General features: G+C 76.6%; 12 protein-coding genes and 3 pseudogenes. 7 read left to right on the top strand and 8 right to left on the bottom strand.

The window, feature by feature from the left end:
- Window positions 1-5: 5 nt before the first annotated feature.
- Window positions 6-1,397: a helix-turn-helix domain-containing protein gene (locus GA0070560_RS03670; RefSeq protein WP_211565745.1), complete on the bottom strand. Its 1,392-nt coding sequence runs from the start codon at window positions 1,395-1,397 to the stop codon at window positions 6-8.
- A gap of 161 nt (window positions 1,398-1,558) precedes the next feature.
- Between GA0070560_RS03670 and GA0070560_RS29005 the strand changes: the two genes are divergently transcribed.
- The 3 genes from GA0070560_RS29005 to GA0070560_RS03655 are packed head-to-tail and all read left to right on the top strand — an operon-like array spanning window position 1,559 to window position 3,766.
- Window positions 1,559-2,101 (top strand): hypothetical protein, encoded by a 543-nt coding sequence (locus GA0070560_RS29005; RefSeq protein ID WP_211565744.1) that lies wholly within the window; start codon window positions 1,559-1,561, stop codon window positions 2,099-2,101.
- 9 nt (window positions 2,102-2,110) lie between these two features.
- Window positions 2,111-3,028: a methylenetetrahydrofolate reductase [NAD(P)H] gene (gene metF, locus GA0070560_RS03660; protein ID WP_091291326.1), complete on the top strand. Its 918-nt coding sequence runs from the start codon at window positions 2,111-2,113 to the stop codon at window positions 3,026-3,028.
- Window positions 3,029-3,073: 45 nt separating this feature from the next.
- Window positions 3,074-3,766 (top strand): CDP-alcohol phosphatidyltransferase family protein, encoded by a 693-nt coding sequence (locus GA0070560_RS03655; protein ID WP_091291324.1) that lies wholly within the window; start codon window positions 3,074-3,076, stop codon window positions 3,764-3,766.
- 346 nt (window positions 3,767-4,112) lie between these two features.
- Here the strand turns inward: GA0070560_RS03655 and GA0070560_RS03650 are convergent, their stop codons facing one another.
- The 7 genes and pseudogenes from GA0070560_RS03650 to GA0070560_RS03620 form a co-directional block, all read right to left on the bottom strand.
- Window positions 4,113-5,600, bottom strand: a complete 1,488-nt coding sequence (locus GA0070560_RS03650; protein ID WP_091291322.1) for a phytoene desaturase family protein — start codon at window positions 5,598-5,600, stop codon at window positions 4,113-4,115.
- A gap of 11 nt (window positions 5,601-5,611) precedes the next feature.
- Entirely contained in the window at window positions 5,612-6,742 is a 1,131-nt protein-coding gene (locus tag GA0070560_RS03645; protein ID WP_091291319.1) for a glycosyltransferase family 2 protein, read from the bottom strand.
- A gap of 67 nt (window positions 6,743-6,809) precedes the next feature.
- A complete protein-coding gene (locus tag GA0070560_RS03640; protein ID WP_091291317.1) occupies window positions 6,810-7,691 on the bottom strand; it encodes a carotenoid biosynthesis protein in 882 nt (293 codons plus the stop codon).
- Complete coding sequence (locus tag GA0070560_RS03635) at window positions 7,688-8,257, bottom strand: GNAT family N-acetyltransferase (protein ID WP_091291315.1); 570 nt, start codon at window positions 8,255-8,257, stop codon at window positions 7,688-7,690. Before GA0070560_RS03635 ends, GA0070560_RS03640 begins: the two co-directional genes overlap by 4 nt.
- Window positions 8,254-8,988, bottom strand: a complete 735-nt coding sequence (locus GA0070560_RS03630; RefSeq protein WP_091291313.1) for a monooxygenase — start codon at window positions 8,986-8,988, stop codon at window positions 8,254-8,256. Before GA0070560_RS03630 ends, GA0070560_RS03635 begins: the two co-directional genes overlap by 4 nt.
- A pseudogene (locus GA0070560_RS03625) lies at window positions 8,985-9,071 on the bottom strand (YbaK/EbsC family protein); the annotation flags it as partial. The pseudogene GA0070560_RS03625 and the gene GA0070560_RS03630, both read right to left, overlap by 4 nt.
- A gap of 120 nt (window positions 9,072-9,191) precedes the next feature.
- Entirely contained in the window at window positions 9,192-9,419 is a 228-nt protein-coding gene (locus GA0070560_RS03620) for a YgaP family membrane protein (protein ID WP_091291311.1), read from the bottom strand.
- 514 nt (window positions 9,420-9,933) lie between these two features.
- Here GA0070560_RS03620 and GA0070560_RS03615 point away from each other — a divergent pair.
- The 4 genes and pseudogenes from GA0070560_RS03615 to GA0070560_RS30015 all read left to right on the top strand — a co-directional run.
- Window positions 9,934-10,383, top strand: coding sequence for an SAV_6107 family HEPN domain-containing protein (locus GA0070560_RS03615; protein WP_091291309.1), 450 nt, complete (start codon window positions 9,934-9,936; stop codon window positions 10,381-10,383).
- A gap of 94 nt (window positions 10,384-10,477) precedes the next feature.
- Complete coding sequence (locus tag GA0070560_RS03610) at window positions 10,478-11,212, top strand: hypothetical protein (RefSeq protein WP_091291307.1); 735 nt, start codon at window positions 10,478-10,480, stop codon at window positions 11,210-11,212.
- Window positions 11,209-12,471, top strand: a pseudogene (locus GA0070560_RS03605) (DNA polymerase Y family protein); the annotation flags it as partial. The gene GA0070560_RS03610 and the pseudogene GA0070560_RS03605, both read left to right, overlap by 4 nt.
- Window positions 12,472-12,627: 156 nt before the next feature.
- Window positions 12,628-12,954, top strand: a pseudogene (locus GA0070560_RS30015) (DNA polymerase Y family protein); the annotation flags it as partial.
- Between the last annotated feature and the right edge of the window lie 87 nt (window positions 12,955-13,041).

Raw genomic sequence — 13,041 nt, 5'->3', positions numbered from 1 at the left:
GAACGCTAACCGGTCCGGAGCGGTCCCGCCCCACCACAGGGTCGGCGCGTCGTCGCGGGTCGGCGGGACATCGGCGCCCGGGGCAGGTAGGGGCGGGCGTCGGCGAGCAGCCGGCGCCAGCGCCGTACCGCCGGCTCGACCCGGTGTGCGGCGAGTCGCCGGTCCATCTCCACCAGCGCGGTGGCGGCCCGCGCCGAGCCGGCCCGTACGGCGTCGCGCAGCGCGGCCCCGGCCACGGCGGCGGCCTGGTCGACCTCGCCGAGCTGGACCAGCCCTCGGGCCAGCCAGCCGCCGTAGACGGCCGCGCTGCGCGGGCCCCGACCGGATCCGACGGTGTGCAGCAGCGGCACCGCCGGCCCGGGACGACCCAGCGCGACCAGCGTGCGGCCGGTCATCGCGGCCAACTCGTCGCCGTCCAGCCAGTAGAGCCACGCCGGTTCGGTGGCCGGCTCGACGGTTTCGGCCGTGCGGAGGGCGGCGTCCAGTGCCTGCCGCCCGGCCGGGGTCCGGCCGGCGAGCGCGGCGGCCAGCGCCACCCGGTGCAGCAGCAGCGCCCGCAGTCCCGGACTGGCCGCACGGCCGACGCCGGCGTACCCGGCCCGGGCCAGCAGCAGCGCGCCGTCGGCGTCGTCGGCGGCGGCCAGCAGGTGGCTGGCCGAGCCGAGCACATGCCCGGCGAACGCCCGGTCGCCGGTCGCGGCGGCGGCCCGCAGCCCGAGGCGGTGCGCGTCGAGCCCGGACGCCAGGTGACCGGCGTCGCCGTCGAGCCACCCGGCGAGTTGGGCGGTCTCGGCCAGCGCCGGCAGCAACCGCCGCCGGCCGGTCGGACCGGCGCGGCGCAGCGCGCGGGCCACCCGCCGCAGCCGGTACGCCCCGGCCGGGGCCAGGTCCACACCGCCGCTCAGGTCGTCGAGCCGGCGCAACTGGGCGAGCCCGATGGTGCCGGGCGGGCCCGCCGGCTCGCTGCCGGGTGGCGGCCTGTTCGGGTGATCGTCGGATGCCGGGTCGGCCGCCCACCCGTCCGGCGGCGGCCCGGCGAGGTGGTCGATCGTCGCCGGGTTGAGCAGCAGGGGCACGGACGGGTCCGCCGCCCAGCGGTGGGCCAGGGCCAGCAGCACCGACCGGGAGCGGGCCGTGGCGGGGCCGGGCAGCCGGCTGCGCGCCGGAGCGTCGCCGAGCAGCCCGGCCGGTGCGTCGAGCACGGCGGCGAGGTGACGCCGCCAGCGCTCGCCCGGCACCCGTACCGCCCGCTCCCAGCGGGACACCTCGTGCCGGGTCAGGGTGGGCGTGCCGGCGGCGGCGCAGAGCGCGTCGGCGAGGCGCTGCTGGCTCCAGCCACGGGCCAGGCGCAGCTGGGCGATCAGCGGCCCGAGCAGGCTCGGGTCGGGCGGGGTCATCGGTCCTCCGGCACAGGTGTCGGCGCGGCCACGCCCGCCCGTCCACCAGGACGGACCGGCGCGCCGCCGGTCGGTGCTGACCCCCGCGCACGACCCCCGGCACCGGCCCCCGACTGGCACCGTCCGCGCTGGTCCCTGTTCTACCCCGGGGGTACGACGATTTGCCGCCGCCCGACGTCGAAGGCGAGGCCGGCGGTGCACGAAAGCAGGACCAGAGCCGACCCGTAGCTCATGGACCTCTATCTCGCCCTGGGGAGGCTTTCGACCGGACCGCCGACGACCCACGGCTGGTCGGGCTGGCCGACAAACTGGCCGCATGCCTCACGCAGCTGGCCGACGAAAAGGGTGGGGACTGCGTCGACGACACCGACATCGAGCCACCGCTGGTCGAACTGATGGACAAGCTGGCGTTCGACACTGAGCCGCGGGGCCGTCGGCTGATCGAGCTGCTGAGGAAACGAGGCCGGACCGGCTGGACCAAGCTTGAGCGCAGTGCACCGGCCATGCGTGAGGGGCGGGCGGAGCCGCCGTTCGCGGTGCTCATGGCTGGCTACGTGGTCGACTTCCACCACCGTGACGTCTGTTCCCGGTGCCGGCCCGACGGGTCGTGCCCCCGGCCGGGACCGCCCGCCGACGCCCGCAATGACGACGGCGGTCGATGCTCCGATGGGAAGTTCGTGGGTACGGCCGCCGTCGCCCGCTAGAGTCGGGGCGTGGCGCTCGGTCTTCCTTCCGTCCTCCCCAATCCGCAGCCGGCGATCGGGGAGTTGATCCGTGACCGCCAGCCCACCTTCTCGTTCGAGTTCTTCCCGCCCAAGACGCATGAAGGCGAGCGCCTGCTCTGGCAGGCCATCCGCGAGCTGGAGTCGCTGCGTCCCTCGTTCGTCTCGATCACCTACGGTGCTGGCGGATCGACCCGGGACACCACCGTCGCGGTGACCGAGCGGATCGCCACCGAGACCACTCTGCTGCCGATGGCGCACCTGACCGCGGTCAACCACTCCGTCGCCGAGCTGCGCCACGTCATCGGCCGGCTGGCCGGCGTCGGGGTGCGCAACGTGCTCGCCGTGCGGGGCGACCCGCCGGGTGATCCGGGCGGCGAGTGGGTCCGCCACCCCGAGGGGGTGCTGTACGCCGAGGAACTGGTCCGGCTGGTCCGCGACGCCGGCGACTTCAGCGTCGGGGTGGCCGCGTTCCCCTACAAGCACCCGCGCTCGCCCGACATCGCCAGCGACACCGCGCACTTCGTCCGCAAGTGCCGGGCCGGCGCGGAGTTCGCGATCACCCAGATGTTCTTCGACGCCGACGACTACCTGCGGCTGCGGGACCGGGTCGCCGCCACCGGCTGCGACACCCCGATCCTGGCCGGCGTGATGCCGGTCACCCAGATGGGCACCATCGAGCGGTCGGTGCAGCTCTCCGGCGCTCCCTTCCCGCCCGCCCTGGCGGAGCGGTTCGCGCGGGTCGCCCACGACCCGGAGGCGGTCCGCCGGCTCGGCGTCGAGCAGGCCAGCGAGATGTGCGCGAAGCTGCTCGACGAGGGCGTGCCGGGAATCCACTTCATCACCCTCAACCGGTCCACCGCCACCCGGGAGGTGTGGCGCAGCCTCCAGGCCGGCGCCCGGGTGTGAACGCCCTGGCCCCGACACCAGAACCGCGCCGCGACGGTTGAGGAGATGGTGGGCACACAGCAGCTGAAGTGGGACGACTACGCGACCGCCTGGGCGCGTCTGCACGGCGGCTTCGACCCGCGGGTCGCCGCTCCGGTGGTACGCGCGTGGCTGCGCTTCGCGTACCACGTCGGGTACATCCTGGGCCGGCTCAAGGTCACCCCGACCGCCGTCACGGTGGCGGGGGTGCTGCTCTGCTTCTGTGTGCCGCTGTTCGCCGTACGGGGGGTGGACGGCCCGATCGTGGGTGCCCTGTTCGTGCTGCTGGCGTCCGTGGCGGACAGCGTCGACGGGGCGGTTGCGGTGGCCACCGGCCGTACCACCCGGCTCGGCTACGTCTACGACTCGATCGCCGACCGGCTCGGTGAGGTCGCCTGGCTGGTGGCGTTCTGGCTGGTCGGGGCACCGGGGGCGCTGGTGGTGGCCGGCGGCGCGCTGTCCTGGCTGCACGAGTACCTGCGGGCCCGGGCCGTCGCCGCCGGGATGCGGGAGATCGGCGTGGTGACGGTGGGGGAGCGCCCCACCCGGGTCTGCGTGGCCCTGGTCGGGCTGCTGCTGGCCGGGCTGACCGGCATGATCGACCCGGACCTGGCCGCCGGCACCATCACCATGGCCACCGCCGTCTGGGTGCTGCTGGCCGGGTTCGGCCTCGGGCAGCTCCTGTCCACCGTCCGCCGGGCGCTGATCGACGCCAGCTGAGTCGGGCCACCCGGAGCGCGGCGGGTTGCCGGGCGGCCGGGTGTGATCGACTCCGTGGCGCCGATGTGGCGGTGTCATCCGGACCCGGATGCGGCCATTTCGGCGACGTCGAGTCGATCATGCTGCGCGGCCCGGGGAGGCGTTGCCCGCCCGCCGGGTGTGATCGACTCCGTTGCGCCGATGTGGCGGTGTCATTCGGACCGGGATACCGCCACGTCGCCGACACGGAGTCGATCATGCGGCCGTGGCGCCCGCGCGACGTGGAGTCGATCATGCGGCGTGGCGCCCGCGCGACGTGGAGTCGATCACGGGGCGGGGCGCGGCACCGCGCGCGGGCGAGCCGCCGCTACCAGGCGGGGCCGATCTCCTCGGCGACGATCTGCGCCGACAGGGTGACCATCGGCAGCCCGCCGCCCGGGTGGCTGGAACCGCCGACCAGCCACAGCCCGGCCGCCGGGCCACGGTTGGCCGGGCGGAGCAGCCCGCCGGCGGTGCCGTAGATCGTCCCGCCCGGTGCGCCGGTCGCCGCGTCCAGGTCGGCCGGGGTACGGATCTCCCGGAACAGCAGCCGGTCGCGCACGTCCACGCCCCGCTCGGCGAGCACGTCGAGGATCCGGTCCGCGTACGCCTCGGCCAGCCCCGGCCGCCGCCAGTCGACGGCGCCCGCGGCGGTGCCGTGCCGCGCGGCGTTGACCAGCACGAACCACGCCTCGTGCCCGTCGGGGCGGACCATCGGGTCGTCGGCGACGGTGACGAAGACGGTCGGGTCGACCGCCGGCCGGGCCCGCACCCCCCGCCCCGGGTGGCCGAAGACCGCGTCGAACTCGGCGTCGTAGTCGCGGGGGAAGAAGACGTTGTGGTGGGCCAGGCCGGAATCGCCGCGTACCCCGAGCAGCAGCACGAAACCGGCGAGGCTGCGGTCGGTGAGCCCGGCCAGCCGGCGCGGGTGCGGCAGCAGGTCCCGGTAGACGGTGAGCGCGTCGACGTTGGCCACCACGATGTCGGCCGGTACGGGCGCGGCGACGCCGGCGAGGCGTACCCCGTGCACCCGCCCGCCCGCGGCGTCGATCCGGGTGACCGTGGCCCCGGTCTGCACGACCACGCCCAGGTCCAGGCAGCGCGACAGCAGCGCGTCGGCCAGGGTGCCCAGCCCGCCACGCAGGTACCAGCCGCCGTACGTCAGCTCGGCGTAGGGGACGGCGACCAGCGCGGCCGGCGCGCGGCGCGGGTCGGCGCCGGTGTAGGTGGCGTACCGGTCGAGCAGCATCCGCAGCCGCGGCTCGGACAGGTGCCGGCGGCCCAGCCCGCGCAGGGTGCGGCCGGGGCCGATCGCGGCCAGGTCGCCCAGCCGCCAGGCCAGCGCCGCCAGGTCGCGGGGGGAGTCGATGACCCGGCCGAGGATGTCCCGGTGCGACGCCGCCCAGACCCGCCCGGCCCGCCGCCACAGCCCCTGCCAGTCGGCGACGGCCCGGTCGCCGAGGGCCGCGCCGATCCGGGCGGCGAACTCGACCGGGTCGGCGCAGGAGTCCAGGGTGGGCCCGCCGCCGGGGAAGACGTGCCGCACGATCGGGTCCAGCGGCGTCAGGTCGAGGTACTCGTCGAGTTTCGCCCCGGTCGCCTCGAACAGGTCGTGGAAGACCTGGGGCAGGGTGAACAGGCTCGGCCCGGTGTCGAAGTGGAACGACCCCTGCGGGGTGTCGTGGCTGTACCGGCCGAGCTTGCCGCCGACGGTGTCGGCCCGTTCGAAGACGGTGACCTGGTGCCCGGTGACGGCCAGCCGGGCGGCGGTGGCCAGCCCGCCGACTCCGGCGCCGATGACCACGATCCGCGCCATGCCGTGCCCTCCTAGCTGACCGGGCGGCCGCGCCAGGACAGGCGTCGCCGCTTCCGCAGATGGTACGACCGCAGGGTCAGCCAACCGAGGACCACGACCGACACGGGGTGTGCCAGCGCGTCGGGCCAGGCCCGCCCACCGGTGGCCCGGGCGCTGACCACCCGCCCGGTGACCCCGAGCAGGTAGCCGGCGGCGGCGAGCGCGGCCACCGTCGGCGTGCCGGCCGCCAGTGCCGCCCCGGCGGCCAGCGGGGGAGCGGTGTAGAGCAGGAGCAGCAGGGCCACCACGGTCGCCGCCGCGCTCGGCTGCCCGAACGAGGCCCACAGCGACTTGGTGTAGCCGTCGCGCAGCTGCGGCCAGTTCTCGTACATCCGGCAGCTGGCCAGCCGGGAGCCGTCGGCCAGGGCGATCCGCCCGCCGGACCGCTTGACCGCGCGGGCCAGCTCGATGTCCTCCAGCACCTTGTCGGCGACCGCGGCGTGCCCGCCGGCCGCGGCGTAGCCGGCCCGGTCCACCAGCAGGAACTGCCCGCCGGCCGCCGCCAGCGACGGCCGCGGCGAGCGTTCCATCGCGCGCAGCGGCAGGAAGGTCAGCCACAACCACTGCAGCAGCGGCTGCACCAGCCGGTCGGCTGCCGTCCGCACCACGATCCGGGGGTACGGCGACAGCAGCGTCGCCCCGGCGGCGCGTAGTTCGGTCACCGCCGCCGCCACGGCGTACGGGGTGAGCACCACGTCCGCGTCGACGAAGGCCAGCACGGTGGCGGCCGGGTCGGTGCGGGTGGCGAGCTGGTGGCAGGCGTGCGGCTTGCCCAGCCAGCCCGGCGGCGGGGCGACCCCGGTGAGCAGGGTGACCCGGGGATCGTCGCCGGCCACCGCGCGGACCACGTCGGCGGTGCCGTCGGTCGAGCCGTCGTCGAGCACCACGATCCGCAGCCCCGGCACGCCCCGTTGGGTGAGCAGCGACCGCAGGCAGGGGGTCACCCGCTCCGCCTCGTCGCGCAGCGGCAGCAGCACCGCCACCGCCTCGTCCACCTGGACCGGCCCGTCGAGCGGGCGGCGCAGCCAACGGCCGGCGTTGACCGCCGTGTGCGCGGTCAGCGCGGCGAGCACGAGGACCAGGCCGAGGAGTGCGGCGGTCATGCCGTCGCCTCTCTGCGGTCGGGGGCGCCGTGCGGCTTTCGCGCACGCTCCCCGCTGCTGCGCTCGCTCATGCGGTGGCGTCGACACCGGAACGCGCCGGCCGGCGGGGCGCCCGCCCGTCGTCGCGGTGCCGGCGGGCGCGGACCAGCGTCACCGTCAGCGGCACCGCGGTCACCGCCATGCCGGCGGCGCCCCACAGCGCCGAGGCGGGCAGGGCGAGGAAGACCGCGTGCGCCAGCACGCTGGAGAAGTACGTCCAGAGGTAGAGCGCGAACATCGGGTCGTCGCGGCGGTCGGTGACCGCGACGGCCGGCCCCGCGAGGGGGCGCAGCGCGCTCATCAGCAGTACCGCGAAGAGCAGCCAGCCCAGGTAGTTGCTGACCGGGATGCCGGGCAGCCCGGGCAGCGCCGGGGTGGCGTCGCGCCAGATCCAGTAGCCCTCGGCCACCATCTGCGGGTCGAGGAAGAGGTCCCAGGCGGCCAGCCCGACGGTGGCCAGCGCGATCCGCCCGGCGTGCCGTGTCCACCGGGCGCCCGCCACCGCGCCGACTCCCGTGCCGGTCCGGGTGGTCGTGCCGGTGGGCGAGGTCAGCCGGACGGCGGCCAGCCAGGCCGGCCAGGCCATCCAGGTCCACGCGAGGGGGATGATCAGCGGCACCCCGGCAAGCTTCGGACCCAGTTCGCCGGAGTAGTCGTAGCTGCCGAACGGGAAGCCGGTGGCCACGCCGAGCGCCTCGATGGCGAAACCGCCGCCGGTGGCCACCGCGACCAGCGCCGCCGCCGTTCGGGGACCCCGGCTGAGCAGCGCGTGGCTCACCGAGAGCAGGTAGCCGAGGACGACCGTGGCGACGGTCAGCCGGGCCCGGGTGACGCCGGTGGTGAGCGGGTAGCAGATCTGGGCCAGGACGAGGACGCCCAGCAGGACCCAGGGGACGCGCCGCACGGTCACGGCGTGGCCGGGCCGGGTGCGGCGGGGGCGGTCAGTGGCAGGTCCCGGCCGAGTACCCCGAACGGGCGCTCGTCGCCGGGGAAGCGGAAGTGCCGCAGCACGTCGACGAAGCCGAACCGGCGGTACAGCCGCCAGGCCCGCGACGTCCGCTCGTCGGCCTCCGGGGTGGAGAGCAGGGTGGTGCTCCCCTCGGCGAGGGTGAGCAGGGCGGTGAGCTGCCGGGTGCCCACGCGGTGCCCCTGCGCCGGCGGCCGGACGTGCAGCTCGACCACCTCGAAGCAGTCGGTCAGCCAACGCTGCCGGGCCTGCGGGGCGAGCGCCCGGTGCACCTGGTCGTGCCACCACTGCCCGGACGCGCCCTGGTAGCCGTACCCGAAGCCGGCCAGGTGGCCCTCGGTGGTGAGGCTGGCGACGGCGCGGAAGCCGGGCCGGCGCACGTGGGTGGCGATGTAGCCGCGGCGGGCCTCCAGCAGGTCGGCGCGGTAGTTCATCGCCTCCCCGTAGACGGCGACCACGTCGTCGAGCCGCCGGACCAGATCATCCGGCGTCCACCGCACCAACCTCATGCGTTTCCTCTCAGCGTTTCCGGGTCGCCGTCGGCGGCCCACCCCAGCACCGTGCGGTCACCGACCACGCCGCGCACCGCGAACCGCGCGAAGAGTTCCTCCGCGTACCACCCTTCGGTGGGGGTGCGGGTGATCGCGGCGCGGTGCTCCGGGTGACGGTACGCGAACGCCACGAGATCCGCCGGGTCACGCCACACGCTGACGGTGCCCTGCCAGCCCAGCGGCGCCTCCCCGACGCCGAAGCGGGCGAGCAGGCCGGGTGCGGCGTGCAGGGCGGCGGCCACCGGCGGGACCGCCTTCCAGAAGGTGACCGCCCGTGCGGGGCGCAGTCGGGCCCGGGTCAGCGCCAGCACCGGCCCGTCGGTCCGGCCGCCCGGCGGGTCGCCGAACGGACGCCGGCCCGACCACTCGCCCCGGCTGGTCAGCGGGCGCAGGTCGACCCGGACGGCCGACCGGGCGATCCGGGCCCAGGCCCGACCGACGGGGGAGGCGTCGAAGCCCTCGGCGGCGTCGGGTGAGTCCCAGACGGTCAGTGCCGCCCATCGGGTCAGGTCGGCGTCGCCGGGCCCGAAGCCGGTGCCGGTCCCGGTGCCGAGCAGCTTGCCGAACCGTACGCCCGGGACGGCGCGCAGCCGGCGCGGGTCGAGCGCCATCCGGGTCAGCGCCCGGGGCAGGGCGGCCCGGGAGGTCCGCCACACGTGCAGGGTGACCAGCTCGGGGACGGTGTTCACGCCACCTCGGCCGGGGTGCCGGAGGTGATCCGCAGCAGGTGTGCGTACGTGGTGGGGAAGACCGCCTGGGGCACCCCGCCGGCCGGGGCCTCCTGCGCCGCGCGCACGTTCGGGTGTGGCTGCATGCCCACCATTCTTCCCGGTGCGCCCGCGTCCGGTTCAGCCGCCCACGCCGGTGTCCGGGGGACGTCGGCCGCCGGTGGTCACCGCTGCCCGGCGGACTCCCGGAAGCGGCGTCCGGACAGCGGCCGGCCGAAGAGGGGCCCCAGGGTGCAGATGTCGAGTACGCCCGTGGCCACCGGCAGCAGACCCACCAGGGCCAGCAGCCACCACCAGCCGCCGAGGGACGCGCCGATGGTGATCAACCCGATTCCGACGACGACGCGTGCGACTCGCCCGGCCGGGGAGTAGAGGAACCGCAGGACCGCCATGACGCCTCCCTCCGGTGGTGCCTCAGGTTCAACGTACCGCCAGGTCAGGTGCCCGGGGCCGGGTTGCCCACGGTGGTGCGTCACCGGCGGGCGGGCGGGTCCGCCGACCTCGAGGTGACGGCGCGTCACACGTTGCGTTTTCGTCGGCGGGAGGGTGTACTGTCAGGGTAGTTAGAACGGATGTTCGATTGAGTCGCACACCCGTTCCAACGCTCCGGGAGCGGTGTTTCGCGGCGCCGGCTCCCGGGAGGTGCGGTTTCGCGGACCGCACCGGGTTCCGGGCAGTCGCGAGCCCGGTCCCGTCAGGCAGGATCGTCGTCCGCCGCCCACGACCCCCGGGCGGCGGACGACGAACCCGCCGGTTCGCCGGCCGGGTGTGGTGTGGGGAAGCGTCCACACCCGGCCGGCCCCCATACGGTGCGTCTTCCTCCGCACCACCCGCTTCCGGGCGTCCGCCGGTGGATCCCTATCCGCCACGCGCCGCGCCCGACCCGGTCACGCGGAGGAGACAGTCATGCCGTCCAAACCGGCCCAGGCACCGACGGTGCCCGCGCACGTGCTGCCGCACCGCACCCCGGCCCAGCTCCTCGAGGTGGCCCGGGGCGGGCTCACCGAGGCCGCCCAGACCCGCCCCGACGGCCTGCGGTACGCGGCCGCCCACCTCGCCGCGCTGCGCGCCGCTGCGGCCCTGCTGGCCGCCCGCGCCCGTCCCGCCCCCACCCGACGTCACCGGATCACCAGCGTCTGGGTGCTGCTCTCCACGGTCGCCCCCGAGCTCGACGAGTGGGCGGCCTACTTCGCCGCCGGTGCCGGCAAGCGGGCCGCCGCCGAGGCGGGGATACCCCGGGTGGTGAGCGCCCGGGAGGCCGACGACCTGCTCCGGGCCGCCGAACAGTTCGTCGCGGTGGTGGAGACCGCGCTCGGGCTGGCCCACCAACCCGCCCTCGACGACCTCGCCGCCTGACAGGCACCAGCCCTGGCCGGCGCCGGCACCCGCCGGAGGCCGGCGTATCCACGCGACACCTGATCCAGCAGCACGACGACGGGGGGTTGGTCCGATGGCGGGCCGCATGGTGGTCGGTTCCGCCGCACTGGCCGCGCTGGTGCGTCCGGCGAGCGCGCCGGACCCGGCCGGCGGTCACCGGGTGCTCCCGGTGGCGCCCGAGCTGACCGGCCTGCTGCCCAACCGGGGGCTGCGCCGGGGCAGCACGATCGCGGTCTCCGCCGGCCGGCCCCGGCACAGCGGAGGCGCCTCGCTGGTCCTGGCCCTGCTCGCCGAGGCGTCCCGGGCCGGCTCCTGGTGCGCGGTGGTCGGGGTGCCGACCTTCGGCGTGGGCGCTGCCGTCGAGCTGGGGATCGTGCTGGACCGGCTCGCCCTGGTCCCGGACCCGGGCCCCGAGTGGCCCACCGTGGTCGCCGCGCTGATCGACGGGGTCGACGTGGTGGTGACCGCCGTGCCGCAGACCGTCTCCGCCTCGGTCGCCGGCCGGCTGGCCGCCCGTGCCCGCCAGCGCGGCTGCGTGCTCGTCCCGTACGGCCGGTGGGACGGCGCGGACGTCACCCTCCAGGTGGTCCGCGGGGCCTGGGAGGGGCTCGGGGCGGGTCGGGGCCGGCTGCGCCGCCGCGAGGTCACCGTCTCGGCGCGCGGGCGCGGCTCGGCCGCCCGCCCCAAGGAGATCAAGGTCTGGCTCCCCGGTGACCACCTCACCCGGGTCATCCCCCGCCCGACGGCCGCCGCTGCCGGCGCCGCCGGCCGCTCCCGTGGCGCGCTCACCCTGGTGGGTCCGGCGTGACCGGCCGACCGGTACGCACCCTGCTGCTCTGGTGTCCGGACTGGCCGGTGATCGCCGCCGAGATCGTCGACGGGGTGCCGGCCACCGGCCCGGTCGCCGTGCTGCACGCCAACCGGGTGGTGGCCTGCTCCGAGCAGGCCCGGGCCGAGGGGGTACGACGCGGCCTGCGGCGGCGGGAGGCACAGGGCCGCTGCCCGCAGCTCACCGTGGTCGACCACGACCCCGGGCGGGACGCCCGCGTCTTCGAGCCGGTGGTCGCCGCCGTCGAGGAGGTCGCCGCCGGGGTCGAGGTGGTACGCCCCGGCGCCTGCGCACTGGCCGCCCGTGGTCCTGCCCGCTACTTCGGCGGTGAGGAGCAGGCCGCCGAGCGGATCGTGGAGCAGGTGGCCCAGGCCTGCGCGGTGGAGAGCCAGGTCGGTGTCGCCGACGGGGTCTTCGCCGCCGGGCTGGCCGCGCGCGCCGGCCAGGTGGTGCCGCCGGGCGGGACGCCCCGGTTCCTCGCCGGGCTGCCTGTCGAGGCGCTCGGCCGGCCCGCCCTGGCCGACGTGCTGCGCCGGCTCGGCGTGCGTACCCTCGGCGGCTTCGCCGCGCTGCCCGCCGGTGACGTGCTGGCCCGGTTCGGCTTCGACGGGGCGTTGGCCCACCGGCTCGCCGCCGGGCGGGACGACCGGCCGCTGGCCGTCCGGCAACCCCCGGCCGACCTGGCGGTGACCGCCGACCACGATGAGCCGCTGGACCGGGTCGACGCGGCTGCCTTCGCCGCCCGCGTGCTCGCCGAGCAGTTGCACGACCGGCTCGCCGCGCACGGGCTGGCCTGCACCCGGCTCGGCATCGAAGCGGTCACCGCGCACGGCCAGGAACTGCACCGGGTCTGGCGACACGACGGCCTGCTCACCGCCGCGGCCATCGCCGACCGGGTCCGCTGGCAGCTCGACGGCTGGCTCTCCGGCAGCACCGGCCGGGCCGGCGCGCGACCGGCCCGGCCCACCGCCGGGATCGTCCGGCTGCGGCTGGTCCCCGACGGGCTGCTGACCCGGTCGGGGATGCAGGCCGGGCTCTGGGGAGAGGCCGGCGAGGAGCGGGAGCGGGCGCACCGGGCGTTGAGCCGGGTGCAGGGCATCCTCGGCCCGGAGGCGGTGGTCACCGCGGTGCTCGGTGGCGGCCGGTCGCCGGCCGACCAGACACGTCTGGTCCCCTGGGGCGACGAACGGCTCCCCGCCCGCCCCGGCCCGCCGCCGCTGCCCGGCGAACCCGTCGAGCGGCCGGGTGGCGTGCTGTCGGGGGGTGGGCCGTCGCCAGGCGTGCCGCCAGCGGGCGGGTCGTCGGCGGGCCTGGTGTCGTCGGGTGGGCGGTCGGCGGGCGTGTCTGGTCGGGCCGGGAGAGCCGGTCGGGCCGTGGCTGCCGGGAACCCCGTGCCGCCCTGGCCGGGCCGGCTGCCGCCGCCCTCGCCCGCCGTGGTGCTGCCCACTCCGCTCGCCGCCGCCGTGCACGACGCCGCCGGCGAGCCGGTCGTGGTCAGCGCCCGGTTGGCGGTCAGCGCCCCGCCCGCGCGGCTGACCGTCGGCTCGGCCGCGCCGGCCGAGATCGTCGGCTGGGCCGGCCCGTGGCCGGTGGACGAGCGCTGGTGGGCCCCGGCCGAGGCACGCCGCCGAGCCCGGTTCCAGGTCTGTCTGGCCGACGGCGCCGCCCTGCTGCTGGCCGTCGAGGCCGGTCGGTGGCTGGTGGAGGCGATCTATGACTGAGCGGTGTGCCTCGGTCGAGTGGCACGCCGACCTGCCGCGCCGGCTCCCACCCGTCGGAGGCTACGGACCTGATGGCGTGAATGGATC

It is taken from the genome of Micromonospora halophytica, assembly GCF_900090245.1.
In the GTDB taxonomy this organism is placed as follows: Bacteria; Actinomycetota; Actinomycetes; order Mycobacteriales; family Micromonosporaceae; genus Micromonospora; species Micromonospora halophytica.
This window is presented reverse-complemented; position numbering and strand designations above follow the sequence as displayed.